A 15,859-nucleotide genomic window follows, 5' to 3' on the forward strand; every position below is an offset into this window, starting at 1 on the left:
CGGCTTTTACCGAAATATTGTTATTTCGGGGAATATCCCACTGCAATTTTTTGAGCTCATTGCGTGAGGGAGTAATAAGAAAATTACCAGCCTGATCAACATTCTGTACCAAATAAGCCCCTTCCTGCCAAGACAATATTGAACGAGATGGATCCACATTCCGACCACTATCCCAACCACGGATAAATTCGCCCCTTAAATCAGGCAATCTGCCGTCAGGATAAGCTTCTGCTAACTTTGGGTACTGCAATTTATTAAAAAATGCACCGTTACAAACGAGGTAGTTGATAGGTGGATAGGGTAACGGCCACGGAATGGGGGAACCCACAGGTACATTAATTTCTTCACGTAATGAATTTATTATTTCCTGAGCAAGCTTTTGTGTAACCGCCAATGTATCGCTATTACCAATTACATTTGTGAGCTGAACAATACCTTTCTGTGTTAATGAGGCATCTGGAACCTTTGTTGTCATTTTTTGTTCCAACGCGCTATTTAATTGGGCGGTGAGTTTCTCTATATTCCCATCATCCAGAACATCATTACCAGATTGTGTGGCGATAAAATTAGCGACGACAGAAGATATCGTGGACGACTGACGCAATGCCTTATTTAGCATATCTGTGGTAATACCATCTTGTGGAAACCCCGTCTGCAAATTCTGATTTTCTTCATATTTTTCTTGGCTAATTACATTAGCATTATTGCCAATAGAAAAAGCTTTAAAATCATTTTTTTGACTCATGTATTTACTCCTTAAGTAAAATAATGTTTTTTATAATCAACATATTTAATTACTGTAAAAACAATCCGACTGTAATTTATTAAAATTAAAGTCTAGTTCAGAAAGAAGAGCAATACATCATTCCTATTTATTAGGAGACTGACCGTTTTTATATAATTGTAATCAATAAGCAATTAAATATCTTAGAGTCAAAAATATAGCCAAACCATTTATATTTAATATCTAGAAACTATTCTTCACTTATTCCCTCTATCTCCTTCTTCAACTCCTTCTGGTTTAAATTCCAAACTGAATCTTCCGGCATTTGGACACAAACATCTAAACGACAGTGCTCTGAAATGTCACAGGCTCTCTATATTCATAAAACACACATGCATTGTTCTCATCGATACACTTGAGCCTCCAGTTCTGAAAATGGATTAGTAAGTGAGAATGTTGTTTTTTAATCTACCTGTACGGTAGTGCACTGTTATATGTTAACAATAATAAATTGAATATTGAAGAGTAATTATTATAAAAATAAAAACCCTTTCACGGAGTAAATAATATTTACTTAAAAATCCATAAATTGAAATTTACCGTTAAGAAAGGGTCAAAATTTTTTTCATCCAAATAGAAAACAGTCTCTCCTTCTATTTCTGGCTATAAAGAGTATCCTTGTTCAACCATTACGCTGCTTTCACTATGTAGTTAAAGGCTATGTTGCGGGGGCGGTTCTCTGGTGCGACAGGAGCAACCCTTGCCGCGTCGAACCCGAAACCATATGCAGTGTATACAACATCCTGGGTAAAATGGCCCACTGATTTAGGATTACCGTCTGTACCCACGCCCAAAGTTGCACCACCATAAAAAGCCCCTTTTGTTGCCAGATTAAAGTAACCTGTTATTGCCCCAGGAAATGAACCTACAATATTTCTAATGGCATCTCCCTGATAAGTTAAAATTCCACGGCCGCTATCAATACCTCGACCATCATCCCATCCACGAATAAATTCGCCTCTTAAATCAGGTAATCTACCGTCAGGGTAAACTTCCGCTAACTTCGGATACTGTGATTTATTAAAAGCTGAACCATTACAAGTGAAATAACCGAACGGCGGGTGAAATAACGGCCACGGAATAGGAGAACCAACCGGAATTTCATTGACTGTTTTCATCCTGTTATCTATCTCTTCACGGGTATATTCACGTAATGAATTTATTACTTCCTGAACAAGCTTTTGTGTAACCGCCAATGTATCGCTATTACCAACCACATTTGTAAGCTGGACAACACCTTTTTGAGTTAATGAAGCACTGGGAATGCCTGTTGTAATTTTTTGTTCTAACGCTTTATTTAATTGCGCGGTAAGTTTAGCTATATTTCCATCATCCAAAACATCATTGCCAGATTGTGCTGCAATAAAATCCGCTACGACAGATGATACCGTTGACGCTTGACGTAATACCTTATTTAACAAGTGGGTGGGAACATTATCTGGTGAAAACCCAATCTGCAAACTTTGATTTACCTCATATTTTTCTTGGCTGACTACATTCGCATTATCACTAATAGAAAAAGCCTTAAAATCATTCTTGTAACTCATATGCTTTCCTTAAATTAAATAATATTATTTCATAAAAAACATACTGAACTATTGTAAAGATGATTTCTCTCAATTCACGCAAATATCAGTCTAGTTCAGAAAAATAACAATAGAATGCTATTATTACTTATAAGGTTAACTATTTTTATATAATCGGCAGCAATAAGTAGTTCAACATTCTATTTGATGTTCTCCATGCGGAATATTTTTATCTAAAAACAAATAGTTAAACGGTAATGTCCAGAGTTAAAAACCGTATCCAGAAATTTATCCATTAACACTAATTCAGTACCACTATTGACATTTTTAACCACTGATAATTTAAAAATATTTCCAATTTTAATTAAATTACCCAGATATATGTCTCACGACCAAGCCAATAATTCCCCTATCCTTTCTCTTTTTTCTGCGAGATGGTTTGACTGTATTTACATCGTTTGCACCTGACAGTGACTTTTCCCTAGAATTCTCTTCAAAGAGGTTGCGTGGCGAAAACCTGGCAGAAATAGTGTTAAGCATCGAAATTTTATGATGATTTGCCTGCATTTTGACAGCACATATCTACATTTCCCAAATTAATCTATTTGGCTGAATCTGACACTTTTAATATAATCCATATCTGAAAAATGATAAAACTAATCAGTGCAAAATATTAACGGAAAAATAAAATATCACCATACAAAGAAGAGCTAAACCATTTAAAAGCACGCTTACTCAGCGAAATTATCTATTCACACACATCGTTTTCATGGTTCAAAGCAATCCATTGTGCCCTTAAATGTCCAGACCGCAGGTTCTATTTCAGGTGGAGAATTGCCAATTATTTATACAGAAAAAAATAAAGCCAAGAAAATCTCAACTCATATAAATAAAAATCTAAGAAACAAATATTGGCGTGATTTAGGATTAGGGTCCTATATAGGGAAAATTTGCGTATATCTCATTATGTTGGCTTTGTTATTTCTCGCACATGCATTATTGTCGATAACTTTCATGCTTTACAAAATACAACCATTGGCGTTCTTAATGAAGATATTGAAGGAAAAATAAGGATAAGCAATAATGTAAAAATAAGTGTAAATACTTACATTATTTTTCAATCTTATCAATTGACAGAAATTCCTTGCTTTTATAACTTTAAACCACAACTAGAACTTTAAAAATTTAAGCTCCCTGTACGACAGCGCACTCTCAACTAACGAGTAATCTCAGTAGTTAATTTTCTAAGTTGTCTGTGCCGTGAGCATCTTTATTCTCAGGTTATGAGACACTTGAAGAGGATTTTTAGTAGTACATTAACGGTAAAATTTCTTTCAAACCAAGTCAATAAAGATTCCCTCAAATTTCCCCATTATACTCGCCCAATTCGCAGCAAAACGTGGACGAACAGCAAAACACTGTAAACGAACTGTCGACGGCAAAGAGGCACGTTCACGCCTGAGCATCATCAACCATTCTTTAGCTATACCACTTTCAACGGCGCATACTTCAAAAACTAGAACGAGGTGAGTTCACACCTGCCACAATCGCAATATTACGTAACACCAAGGCATCAAGATAATTAAAATAGGGTTAAGAAAAAGACTGCCGTTCGAAGGAGAGAAGAGATCAGACGAACGGGACACATTCCCGTCGCCTGAAGGTCTCAGCCGGTATGCAAGCCGCTAATCCCACAGCGATTGTCAACCAAACACTGACAAAAAGCAAGGGATACGCGTGTTCTGACAAACCACGATTTTCGTTGAATTAATAAAGGTAAAATGAGAATCACTGAGAGAAAGAGAAGTTGAGCGATGATGTTTAAGAAAACCATTACTCAATGAGCCGTTGATGCCAATGGGGATAAATTGTTGGCAAAAATCGGAAATTTCATACCGGTACAATTTCCTTAATTCTTTGACAACAGCTGTATTATCAGTTCCACCTTATTGCGGCATCGCAGTCACTTCAATTACATCATCATGTCCCGATAAAATTTAATATCAGTGATTGCTCAAAAGCCCATCCTATTTAAGCACTCTGTGATTTGTAAGGTATTCACAAGAAAAGGACCGCAAACCGTGGTCTTTTTTACCCCTACAGAGTTGCCTGTGAGGGTATCATTTATCCCTTCCGTTCAAAAAAGGTACTCCCATGCCTGCTACTGATGAACAACAGATTATTATTGACTATAAGGCTATCCCAGGCAGCATGGCTTGCGTACAAGCTTATGCCGGTTCCGGTAAAACCTATACGTTGAAATCCTATGCTGAAGCTCACCCAGAAATGAAAATACTATATCTTGTGTTCAACAAATCTGTCAGGGAAGAAGCTCAGAAAAAATTCCCTAAGAATGTTGACTGCAAAACTTCACACGCACTGGCCGCAGCTAGATTCAAGCATTACAGCCACAAGTCAAAGCTCAACATAGCTGTGAAAGAATATAAGGATCTAATGGGTGAGGAGGATTGGCGAGTCGTGAAGCTGGCAATTAATGGCCTCACCCACTTCATGAACTCCGCAGACAATGAAATTACCATCACCCACGTTATGAAGGATATCAGTGATCCTGATAAAATCCCTTCTTCCCGGATTGATGCCGCATTGCGGGCCGCTCGTCAGGTATGGAAACAGCAAATCGACCCTAAATCCGATGTACCCTGTACCAGCAATACCCTATTAAAGCTCTTTCAGATGTCAAACCCGTCTTTGGATCAAGTCTATGACACGATATTGTTTGACGAAGCTCAGGATGCAAATCCTGTAACACTCGATATTGTCCTGAATAATAAATGCAGCAAAATCTTTGGCGGTGATGTGCACCAGATGATTAACCGCTGGCGTGGGGCAGAAAACGCTTTAGGTATCGTTGAAGAGAAAGGTGCCACAGTAATGCGCCTGACAAAATCGTTCCGATTCGGGCCAATGGTTGCAGCACTGGCGAATATTGTGCTTTCAATGAAAGGTGAGATCTATCCTCTCGTCGGTCTTGGCCCTTTGGATGAAGTGGCGCAGCCCGAGGAAATCGCACAAAATGGATTCCATGCAGTCATATCCCGAACGTACATGGGTGTTATCCAGTCAGCCTATGAAGCAATAATTAGGGGTAAACGGGTCATGTGGAACGGTGGTATTAGCAAATACTACCTTGATGAATTGCTTGACCTTCATGCCATGAAAACCAGTAACTACCAGGCTATTAAAAACCCTCGTGTACTCAGTGATTATGGAAACTGGGTCAACTATCAGAAAATAGCTGAGACGACCAAAGATATCAACATGATGCGGGCCATACGGCTAATAGAAAACTATGCCGATATTCCTAGCATGGTTGACACGATGCGTACAAACGAAGCCCGAACAGAGAAGGATGCGGATCTTATTGTCACCACAGCTCATACATCTAAAGGCATGGAATGGAATAATGTTATTCTGAACAATGACTACCCCAGCATTCTGGAAGCCTTAATAATGAAAAAGCCTAAACAGGCCATTATTGATGAAATGAACCTGCTGTATGTTGCAATAACCCGAACTCAGGAATTAATCAATATTAACGATGTCCTCATGGAGCTATTAGAAGAATACAAGCAACGGAAAGAGCGAAATATTTCAATAGTCTTACTTTAAAAATAAGCCCGGCAATTAGCTGTAATGCCTGTTAGTTAAGCTGACTAGCCTTTCTTTTTATCGGGTATTTTTGTAGTTTACGCCTCACTACTCTAGGATATTTTCTGTCAGGAAGCTTTGCTGGTAATTCAAACATGCTTAATCTTTCCAATAAGTGAGCATAGTGCTTTTTACTACAGAAAGCCTAAATAGCCACTTCAAAAAACGCACCAACCGAAGTCAGTGCGTCACATTGAAGCTCAATCAGGATAGAACTCCTGTGAAAGGATCTGACTTATATTCCAAGCACACTCATCCGGGAACATATCCAGCCATGTTTCGTCGACAGCGGAAGAAACTGCATCAGCCCAAACTTTGGCAAACCAGTCTTTGTCAGCAATTGTGCTTTTCAGGCTAGGTGTATCTTTTATATGCCATACCAGTGCTTTTCTCTGTTCTTTGATAATTCGTTGCCAACTTGGACTACGACACTCAGGCTGGAATTGCCATCTTAGAAGGCGAGATAATAAAATTGCCATACGACTTGCTAGTTCACGTTTTTCACTCCTGCCTACATCCTCAATTTCCTCAGCAATATTAACTACATCGATCTCAGAGAATTTACCTGCACGCAATAATGCTGCTTGTTCATTTGCCCAAGCGACCACATCAGTTTCGTAACGGGTATGACCCATGTTGCCTCCTTTAATAAAAACCAGTTTGTACGGCAATACACATGTGGTTAATTATATAAGATTGCAAGTACAAAAAGCAGGTTATTGCACATCAACTCCGGGTTGAAAAGCTGATATTGGACTTTGGGGGACCATAGATTTTATGCGCATTGCTCCGGCTCTTAACCTTATTTCCTGTTACGGTGCCACACGTAATACATTGACTTTTTATGATAGGGCATCTCCATTGGGGCATTATCCCAGCAATTGCCACGGCGGCTCATACTTTGCGTCATGCGATAACGCCACAGCCTTTGCCGGAATGAATGGCTGGCATATTGGCTACCCTGGTCTGAATGGAACATCACGTTTTGCGGTCTGCCGCGTTGCTCGTATGCCATGTCCAGTGCTTTAACCACTAAATCCGCATCCGGCTTTGCCGATAATGCCCAGCCAACCACTCGACGACAGTATAAATCCAGTACCACAGCCAGATAATGCCAGCCGCCTTCTGCCCAAATATAGGTAATATCACCGCACCAGACACTATCTGGCGCGCTAACGTCAAATTCCCGATTGAGATGATTCGGGATATCTAACCTTTCAGTCCGGGCCGTTTGATAACGGTGTGGGCCAGGCTGCTTACTGATTATCCCGGCTTCTTTCATCAGGCTTCTGACCTTGAAACACCCTATCTGATACCCCAGAGCACGCATCATGCCCAGTAACGTTCTGCTGCCCACTGAGTAGCGGCTTGCTTTAAATAACGCGGTGATTTTACTGCGCTGCTCTAACCGTTCAACATTAATCAGCCTGCTGCAATGCTTGTGTTCGTAATAACTGCTGGCGGCAACATCAAACACATCACAGACTAATTCCACTGCTTCATGCTCTCTTAACGAGTCTATCAACGTGTACGTTCGAGTTCGTCCGACATCAAGAGAGCGGTAGCCTTTTTTAATATCGCTTTCTCCCGCTCTAACCGATTGACTCTGGCCTCCAGCTCTTGAATGCGCTGCTGCTCTGGCGTCAGGGCTTTAGCCTTCGGTGTCACACCGCCTCGTTCTTGCTCAAGTTGCTCAACCCAGCGCCGCAGCACCGATTCCCCCACACCAAGTGACTTAACGGCTTCTGCAAGGCGGTAGCCTTGGTCAAGTACCAGACTGACAGCATCACGCTTAAACTCTGTAGAAAACGTACGACGTTGTCTTGTCATTGAACACCTCTTTTAACTAACGTGGTAATCTTACCATCTAAATGGGTGTCCGGTTTTATTATAAAATTACACGCAATGAAGATAAACATCTAAATCCGGATACCCTTATGATATTTCCTTAATCCGGAACTTATTGCCGCTGTTTCTCTGAATCCGGCACGGTGACATTACGCAAGCGCCGCCTGTCGCTGAAAATGATGGTCTGGTGTATTGTCGGCATGGCGCTGGATCGCAAAAGCTTATTCATCAAATCGTCAACAGTCGGAATCTGTTGCCCAGCAACCATCCGTTCGTTGCACCCAGAACTGTTATATAGGGTCATGCTTATGGGTGCACTAATTTTGCTACTAGCCGATTTGCTGGCAAGGACCATAGCTCCACCAAACTAAGAAATATTAATTAAGTATTGTTATCTTTTTCACTTTCTTTGTTTTTATCTCTTATGCTTTCTACAGTCCATAATCCTCGCTTCTCCCTTTCCTTCTTAATGGTTGATGGAAAGAGAGAATTCAGTTTCCCACGAATATTAATTAAATGTTCTTTATCTTCCGTAATATTTCCAAATCGTTCTTTGATAATTACACAATCATCGATTTCAGAACCAATCCATTTACGATTTTTAATCTCCGCCATTACATAAGTTGTGCCAGAGCCACCAAATGGATCAAAAATCAAGTCCCCTTCTTTGGTCGCCATCTCAATAACTCTATCAAGAACCTTAATACTTAACTCGTTAGCTCCATTTCTTTTCTTGTATTTTTTATGTCGAACTAGAGGAATGTCATACCATACGTCAGTAAGATTAATACCAAGAGGATTCATTTTGCTTTTATATCCCCCATAATCTTTAAGATCACCAAAGCATTTAGGACAAGTTTGGGCAGCTAATCTATCAGGCTCGAATGTATTAGCTTTCTCTCCTTTAATAAAGTATAAAAGAGAATAATGTGAAGGGTATAGGCGTCCTTGGATAGGCATATTGTTTTTCATATCAACAGCTATCCAGTGCTTAAAATTAAGCCTACCATGCAAGAAATTTGCCATCTTGCTATTCCATATAGGTAAGTTCCATAAAAACAGCGATCCCCCAGGTTTTAACATGCGAACACATTCATCCAACCATTGATGGGTCCACTTGATATACTCTTCTTCTTTTAAGTTATCATCCATTTTAGAAGGATAAAGTTTATCAAGATTAAATGGAGGATCAGCAAATATCATATCTACTGTATCATTTTGAATTTCCTTACTAACATCCAAACAATTCCCATGATATAACCTTCCATTATCTGTCTGTAGAGCTAATGTGGTTTTTTTAGCAATACTACTACGCTCTTTGTTTTCTTTAAATGAAAGGCTAAGTTTATCATATAATAATGATGCGTTTCTCTGAATTAATTCAAGAGTATCCATATCCATATCCATATGCCCCATGTTCAACTGAAAATGAAGTTGGGTAATATTATAAACATCGCAAAGAATCATCAAATCATTACCGCTAGGCATAATGTTTCTCTGATTGTAATATTTAAGTCTTTCAACAGGAATAGACGTTTTCTTACTTATTTCATTATAAGTTTTAAAATTAGAATCACCTTTCCCTAAAGTTTTAATAAATTGATCAGAATAACTCATTACGTAACTACTCATTATTAAACCCATACGGTACAAGGAAAATCCATATAAGTACAAAAAAGCGCAGAAATACAGCCAGGCAATTAGCTGGGCTGTAATAGGTACCACTTGTCGTCGTTTGTAATATCTGCTTATTTAGCTGGTGGTGTTTCATTGCTTTCAGAATTGGCTTGACCTTCATTAACCATACCCCGAATGACTCCAACAAACTTGGCAAACGGCTGGGCACCAACGACAGCTACTTCTTTGCCAGTCAAGTTGTCTCGGACAATTGTGGTCGGCGTACCAGTCACATCACTTTCTGCCCCCAAATCCATATCTGCCTTGATACGCTTAATGATCACCTTATCAGTCAGACAGGCATCATATTTGGCTTTATCGACCTGAAACAGGGCGACCATCTGCTCAGCACCAACGAACCCTTTACCGTTGGTTTCAGTATTCGTAAACCAGTAGTTGGTTGCAGCCCAGAAGCCCTGTGCCCCTTTCTGCTGGCCGATACATTCAGCAATAAGTGCCCCTTTAGTTGACATCGGCTCATGGAACGACAGCGGGAAATGACGCCATTCCCAGTTAATAGCGCCGTTATTTGCTGTATCAACCAGGTATTTCGGTGTCTGGTGGAAACGCTGGCAGAAAGGACACTCCAGATCTTCATAGTTGATCAGCGTGAAACGTGCCTTTGGATTACCGTAGATATAACGACCTTTTTCGTCCACACTGGTATTCTCCCAACCTTTAAAAAGATCTTTACGCTGTTGTGCCAACTTATCTTCTTCCAGACCCACCAACGCCTGCTGTACTGCCGACTTAAAATCCCCTCCGTCAGTGACCATCCCAGCCTGCATTGATGTCAGTTTTGCGGATACATCAGACAATTGCCTCTGAACAGCTTTGATTTTGCTATCGAGAGTAGACGTTTTGACTGCCGTATAGACGGAAAATCCGGCCGCAACCAATACCAAACCACCAATAATTATCGGCCCCAATACCACAACTTTGTTTACCTTAGTTTCACTTTGCATTATTCCTCCCAAAATGCATTAGTTAGTTAAATTTGGTTGTCTGGTTATCGACATGCATCTTAATGCGATACTGTCTCAATTCTTCAGGCTCCCCCTTCGTCAGAACATCAATTTCATGCTGGGAAAGCCGGTACCCCGGTGTAGAGCAATAACGTTCTTTGATCTGCAAATACTCAGTTCGGGAAGCGTTCTGCTTGTTGTTGGGAAGCAGGAAAGAGTTTTCATCACAAAAACGTGGAGCCTGAATGAAGGTACCGCGAGGACCATTTGCATATTGAGTTCTGGAAACGCTGGTGAGCAAAACCTGAGTATAGGCATCACGAGCTACATATCGAGTACCACTCAGATCATGAACCGCATACGGACTGACAAGAGAGTGCTCATAAGCCGGATGACGCAGCGCTGCACCACCCCACTCAGTACCATGCCAACTTTCGGAAAACTGATAGCCCTGTGGGTACTCTGCTTTAGCCACAGTCACCCAAGTTTCATCAACATAAGCACGTTTCTGTTTTTCAATACCGGAACAACCTGCGAGAGCCATTCCGACAATTGCTACCAGAAGAGACCGTGCATAACGTTTGGTATCTTTCATCGCTAAGTCTCTGGTTAGAAAGTAAAACCATTATCTGAATTTTTCACACTGGACGTTATGGTTAATAGGGACAAAACGTGGCCCTTTTCCTTACACACAGCCAAACCTTTTCAGTTAACGTATTTACATCTAACTGGAGAACCCTCTGATGCTTAAATTCATTAAAAACCTGTTATCTGGCAATACAGGCAAACACAATGAAGCTAACATGCTGCATACAGACGTCGAAGAAATTGACTCTCTGTTAGATGACACGATGCGAAAATTAGTGTTGCCTCCGGATGTATTGCGTTATCCACCAGCGGAAATCGGTTTTCCGGCTCTGGTACCGGGTGAATCCATTCTGAAACGTTATCAGGATGATATGATCATGGCGATCAAACGTGAGTTGAATATTCGTGACAGCGAATTCAACCAGCTGATGATGCCCATGCTTATCAATTTCGCAAACTTTGTTCAGTTTTTCCCTGCTTCTGAGCACCATCATCATCGTGCAGCCAGTGGGCTGCTACGCCACTCTCTCGAAGTTTGTTTCCAATGTATTCGTCGAGCAAAGAACTTTGAGTTCGATTCAATGGAAGTGCCGGTTGTGAAATCAAACCGTATCTTAGCATGGCGTTTAGCTATTGCTGCCGGCGGATTGCTTCACGACATTGGTAAGCCTTTCACTGACTTTGAAGTGTGGGATAAAACTGGCAAACATCACTGGCCCCCAGGTCATGTGCCAATACATGAGTGGGCAAAGAAAAACAAAATCGACCGTTTCTTTTTAGTCTGGAAATCTGGGCGCCACCAACAACATCATTCCAGCACTAACGCAATGCTAATGATGATCATGACTCAGGAGTTGCATAACTTCTTACTCAAAGAAAGTAATGATATTTACAACGAGTTGACGCGTGCTTTAGCCGTGAACTCTGTCCGTGCAGAAGGGATCGAAGAGAATGCGCCGGATAAGAAAAACAAGATCTTGAGAATCATCCAAAAGGCTGATTCACTTTCAGTACGTCATGATATGCAACGCTATGGCGGTGATGCTATCCGTGCAACACAATCTGGTGTACCTGCGGTTCAACGTGTAGTAGATGCAATGCGTTACCTGCTTAAAAAAGGTACTTGGCAACCGAACAAACCGGGGAGTCCAGTTTGGGTAACCTCTCATGGTATATTCATCGTTTGGGGTACCGCCGTAAAAGATATTACTTTCACAGTAAAAAAATCGGGCGCTATCATCCCTCAGTCTGCTGGTAGTTTGGCGGACCTCATGATGAGTTATAAATTGTGCATCCCGAACGTAAACAGCAAAGAGAATACTGCTTACTGGCGTGTAGCCCCTCATATCATGAACGACAAAGACTCCCGTAACAGCAAAGAACCGAAAGTTGTTTTGAGCTGTTTGAGGTTGATCTCGCTTGAAGTTTTGTTCGTGGACACAATGGAGCCCCTGCCGATCTCTTGCCGCATCCGTATTGAAGGTGAATGGCGTGAGTTTCTTTCCAACAAAGGCCGCAATGTTCCAGTTCTTAAGGAAAGCGTCCCCTATGTTGGTATCAATCTACCTGCTGAAAACAGTATTCCACCAAATGTTAACCTTGAGATCCTTAAAGAAAACACACTAATTCCTGACATTGATGAATTACCGTTAGATAAGATGTTCGGTCCGCATAACCCGGTTACGCCTGAGAATGCTCACCAGCTTCTTCGCAAGCTGAACCTGCTATCTGAAGACGACTACCAGCGCGTTAACGCTCGCCGTGAAGCAAAGATGCAAATCGCAATTACAGAAGCCAACAAAAAGCCCGAGGAAACTTCTGAACCTGTTATTCAGGCAAAAGAAGATGCCATCTCCAAACCAGATGCCAGCAAACAAAGCGAAAGCAATGCTAACGAAAAGAAATTGAGTCTTACTGAGATTTTGAACTCAGCTCAAGCCGAAATTGAGTTTGATGAAGGGGATCAGACGTCAGAGGTAACTCACACTGGCAGCGAAGGCTCTCTTCGCCTTAAAGAAACACTCACCCATTCTAACATTAATGACCAATATGAAGAGGATAAAAAACATCTATCCTCTACACCTGTCGCACCGGTTGCCCTAACAAAAGAAACTCGTAAAACCATCCAGAAAGGCGAGGATGAAGTAGATCGTGGAGATTTTGAGGATAACTACAATGATATCACTCATTATCAGGGAGAGAATGACTTTGGATACAGTGAATACGCTACGCAAATTGCTGTACCGGCAGATGACGTGGCATTTCATGCCGCACCAAGCTCGCTATTCCGGAACGGTACTAATGAAGCAAAAAAAATGTTGGTGGAATACGTAGCTGCGAACGTAGATAAACTTTTTCATGAATCCGGCCATTGCTGCATCATCATGGAAAAAGGGCTGGAAAACAACTATTTCATACCAATGCAAAATTCCGATTGGATCTGGCGCCCTTTTATGGAGTCACCTTCAGATTTCTATACACATCGTTCACAAATGTGTTTCTATCTGCGCCGCGAACTTAACGAAGACATCGCACAGCTGTCCAACGGACGCTATCGCAAGATCATCAGCCCCATTGACCTATCTGAGGTATCAGTCAGTATGACTGATCTTTACCGGGCTATTACACTGAAAGGAACTCAGAAGCAGGCTTACAACGGCGATCCAGTAATTGCATTATCCGCAGTGATGAAACGCCGTGTCGCAACGGAGCTGAATATTAACTTCAATCAGCTTCAGCAAATCATGATTGATCAATTCGATTTCTCTACCCGATCCGGCGTTGATTACATCCTCGCTACTGATGAACACATTCAGAATTTTATGGTGAATAAAGATGAGTGAATGGAATTATAACATGCGCTGGCGACCTAATTTCGAAGCAATGGAAGTCGCGGGATGGACAACTGGCATTGTTGCTGCTTTAGGCGTTAATACTTACTTAAACATGCCTTCTATACCCTGCTATCTGGCCGTAGCGGTTCAGGCTGCATATGGTATCCGTACATTGCCCAGCGCATGGGATATCTATACCCATAAGCGCAGACTAAAACGCAAGCCTAGTGTACTGAAGCTGAGTATAGATAGCTTCATTGATGCCATGATCAAACACCCAGACAGTTATCTACTCGGTTATGGATTTGAATGGGGCCAGAATGAAGGACAGCTGACCTTCGAACTAATTAAAAGGGATATCAAAAAATTCGTAGGCAAAACTCCAGAAAACTTTATGGGCCTCGGTTGGATCCATGCACTGGGTAAAACACAAGACTGGATCAGAGTTTCCGAAGACCTCCTTTCTCTGCACACGTTGATCACGGGAACCACTGGTTCGGGGAAAACAACCTATTTCAAACTCATGATCCTGCAAGCAGCTCTGAAAAAACAACCACTCATTCTCATCGACCCGAAAAACGATGAAGAATTGGCCGACTGGATGCACTTTTGCCTGAAGCTAGTGGAACGTAGCGAGAAATTTAACTATATGTCGCTGGCTCACCCTGAGAAATCAGCGCGTATCTCACCAATTACCAACTACACCCGTGCCGGAGAAGTGGCAAACCGTATTACTTCTGTTATCCAACGTTCCGATGGTACTAGTGACCCATTCGTGTCATTCGGTATCATGTCACTAACAACAGTAGTTGAGCTGATGAAGATCTGCGAAATCAAACCTACGCTCAAAAATGTAAAAAGCCAGCTTAGTTCCGATATTTCTTCTCTCGCTGAGCTGCTGGTCAAGGCCATTACCAAAGAAGGCCGAAAAGTGCTAGGCGAAGATGACTTTGACCTCCTGTTTACGTTGCGAATGGAACGTTACGCCAACAAGGTTAAAGGCCCAAAAGGAGTCGCTGAAATTTGCGCTGAAATCTATCGCAATGATATTAAGCCAAACCGCAGTAATCCTTCATTGGAAGCAGGTCTAGATATGCTGAACCATCAACGTGAGCACTTCCAGAAAATGATTCTGAACGTGATGCCAATTCTGAGCCAGATGACTCAAGGCTTCATGGCAGAATTGCTATCTCCTGATAGCGAAGATGAGGATCAGCTGAATGACATACGCCCTATTTCTAACGTACGTGACATTATCACTACGGGCGGTATGTTATATCTCGGCCTCGACTCACTGGCCGATGCTGAAACAGGTTCAGCTATCGGGTCAATTTTCCTGTCAGATATCACGTCTGTGTCTGCTGATGTATATAACTTCATGAAGCCGCGTGGAGATGACCTATCTTCTGTGATGGTGCTTATTGATGAGGCCGCTGAAGTCATTAATGATCAGGTTATCAAAATGCTGAACAAAACCCGTGGCGCAGGATTCCGCCTCTTCATTTCGTCTCAGTCAACGTCTGACTTTGAAGCCCGTCTGGGTTCTGAGGCCAAAATGAAACAGGTTATTACCAACACTAACCATTTCACCGCCCTTCGCACCCCTGATCCTGACGCACAAGAAGCCGTGATGAAACGTGTACCACCTACGAAATTCCGTTACCTGATGCGTGGACATGGCTCAAATGCCGGTGCTGACCCAGAGATGATTTCCGGTAGTGTAGATGAACGCCTTATGGAAGAAGAAGGCGAGCTGTTCCAGTCTCAGCTTTTAGGCTGGTTACCCAATCTGGAATTCATGGCAATCAATCAAGCAAATAAGATTGTCAAAGGTAAGGTACCGATCATTATTCCGCCCAAATCCAACTCGAAACTCAATCAGGCATCCAAAAAGGCCAAAAAATATCTGGCCCTCTACGAAAAGAAAGTTCGGGGAGAAAAATCCCGTATCGCTCCTGGGGGGTAATC

9 protein-coding genes and 3 pseudogenes are annotated in these 15,859 nt (G+C 41.6%); 4 read left to right on the forward strand and 8 right to left on the reverse strand.

What is annotated here, in order from left to right:
• Positions 1–115: 115 nt before the first annotated feature.
• From BA1DRAFT_RS11435 to BA1DRAFT_RS24375, 3 genes and pseudogenes are all read right to left on the reverse strand, one after another.
• Positions 116–745: pseudogene (locus BA1DRAFT_RS11435) on the reverse strand (tail fiber protein); the annotation flags it as partial.
• 668 nt (positions 746–1,413) lie between these two features.
• Entirely contained in the window at positions 1,414–2,331 is a 918-nt protein-coding gene (locus tag BA1DRAFT_RS11440; RefSeq protein WP_036779083.1) for a phage tail protein, read from the reverse strand.
• Positions 2,332–3,644: 1,313 nt separating this feature from the next.
• Positions 3,645–3,779, reverse strand: coding sequence for a hypothetical protein (locus tag BA1DRAFT_RS24375; RefSeq protein WP_268747232.1), 135 nt, complete (start codon positions 3,777–3,779; stop codon positions 3,645–3,647).
• A gap of 685 nt (positions 3,780–4,464) precedes the next feature.
• Here BA1DRAFT_RS24375 and BA1DRAFT_RS11450 point away from each other — a divergent pair.
• Positions 4,465–5,940, forward strand: coding sequence for a 3'-5' exonuclease (locus tag BA1DRAFT_RS11450; RefSeq protein ID WP_036779087.1), 1,476 nt, complete (start codon positions 4,465–4,467; stop codon positions 5,938–5,940).
• 239 nt (positions 5,941–6,179) lie between these two features.
• Here the strand turns inward: BA1DRAFT_RS11450 and BA1DRAFT_RS11455 are convergent, their stop codons facing one another.
• Both BA1DRAFT_RS11455 and BA1DRAFT_RS11460 read right to left on the reverse strand, forming a co-directional pair.
• Entirely contained in the window at positions 6,180–6,614 is a 435-nt protein-coding gene (locus tag BA1DRAFT_RS11455; protein WP_036779090.1) for a DUF29 domain-containing protein, read from the reverse strand.
• 221 nt (positions 6,615–6,835) lie between these two features.
• A pseudogene (locus BA1DRAFT_RS11460) lies at positions 6,836–7,809 on the reverse strand (IS3 family transposase); the annotation flags it as partial.
• A gap of 114 nt (positions 7,810–7,923) precedes the next feature.
• Between BA1DRAFT_RS11460 and BA1DRAFT_RS22000 the strand changes: the two are divergent.
• A pseudogene (locus BA1DRAFT_RS22000) lies at positions 7,924–8,122 on the forward strand (transposase domain-containing protein); the annotation flags it as partial.
• 86 nt (positions 8,123–8,208) lie between these two features.
• On the opposite strand, the gene BA1DRAFT_RS11475 reads toward BA1DRAFT_RS22000, so the two are convergent.
• The 3 genes from BA1DRAFT_RS11475 to BA1DRAFT_RS11485 all read right to left on the reverse strand — a co-directional run bounded on the left by BA1DRAFT_RS11475 (position 8,209) and on the right by BA1DRAFT_RS11485 (position 11,064).
• Positions 8,209–9,459, reverse strand: a complete 1,251-nt coding sequence (locus BA1DRAFT_RS11475) for a DNA-methyltransferase (RefSeq protein ID WP_235201053.1) — start codon at positions 9,457–9,459, stop codon at positions 8,209–8,211.
• 116 nt (positions 9,460–9,575) lie between these two features.
• On the reverse strand, positions 9,576–10,469 hold the full coding sequence (locus tag BA1DRAFT_RS11480; protein WP_051560753.1) for a DsbA family protein: 894 nt from the start codon (positions 10,467–10,469) through the stop codon (positions 9,576–9,578).
• A 22-nt stretch (positions 10,470–10,491) separates the two neighbouring features.
• Complete coding sequence (locus BA1DRAFT_RS11485) at positions 10,492–11,064, reverse strand: hypothetical protein (RefSeq protein WP_036779101.1); 573 nt, start codon at positions 11,062–11,064, stop codon at positions 10,492–10,494.
• Positions 11,065–11,212: 148 nt separating this feature from the next.
• On the opposite strand from BA1DRAFT_RS11485, the gene mobH reads away from it, so the two are divergent.
• The gene (mobH, locus tag BA1DRAFT_RS11490; protein ID WP_036779104.1) at positions 11,213–13,900 is read left to right on the forward strand and encodes a MobH family relaxase; all 2,688 of its coding nucleotides are present in this window, start codon (positions 11,213–11,215) and stop codon (positions 13,898–13,900) included.
• A gap of 13 nt (positions 13,901–13,913) precedes the next feature.
• Positions 13,914–15,857, forward strand: coding sequence for a conjugative transfer system coupling protein TraD (gene traD / locus BA1DRAFT_RS11495; protein ID WP_268747233.1), 1,944 nt, complete (start codon positions 13,914–13,916; stop codon positions 15,855–15,857).
• Positions 15,858–15,859: the final 2 nt, after the last annotated feature.

This window comes from Photorhabdus aegyptia (genome assembly GCF_000612035.1).
Classification (GTDB): domain Bacteria; phylum Pseudomonadota; class Gammaproteobacteria; order Enterobacterales; family Enterobacteriaceae; genus Photorhabdus; species Photorhabdus akhurstii.

Bases quoted from the DNA above. Each gene is read 5' to 3' on its own strand.
- BA1DRAFT_RS11440 (WP_036779083.1), bottom strand. From the start codon at position 2,331: ATGAGTTACAAGAATGATTTTAAGGCTTTTTCTATTAGTGATAATGCG.
- BA1DRAFT_RS24375 (WP_268747232.1), bottom strand. From the start codon at position 3,779: ATGATGCTCAGGCGTGAACGTGCCTCTTTGCCGTCGACAGTTCGTTTA.
- BA1DRAFT_RS11450 (WP_036779087.1), top strand. From the start codon at position 4,465: ATGCCTGCTACTGATGAACAACAGATTATTATTGACTATAAGGCTATC.
- BA1DRAFT_RS11455 (WP_036779090.1), bottom strand. From the start codon at position 6,614: ATGGGTCATACCCGTTACGAAACTGATGTGGTCGCTTGGGCAAATGAA.
- BA1DRAFT_RS11475 (WP_235201053.1), bottom strand. From the start codon at position 9,459: ATGAGTAGTTACGTAATGAGTTATTCTGATCAATTTATTAAAACTTTA.
- BA1DRAFT_RS11480 (WP_051560753.1), bottom strand. From the start codon at position 10,469: ATGCAAAGTGAAACTAAGGTAAACAAAGTTGTGGTATTGGGGCCGATA.
- BA1DRAFT_RS11485 (WP_036779101.1), bottom strand. From the start codon at position 11,064: ATGAAAGATACCAAACGTTATGCACGGTCTCTTCTGGTAGCAATTGTC.
- mobH (WP_036779104.1), top strand. From the start codon at position 11,213: ATGCTTAAATTCATTAAAAACCTGTTATCTGGCAATACAGGCAAACAC.
- traD (WP_268747233.1), top strand. From the start codon at position 13,914: ATGCGCTGGCGACCTAATTTCGAAGCAATGGAAGTCGCGGGATGGACA.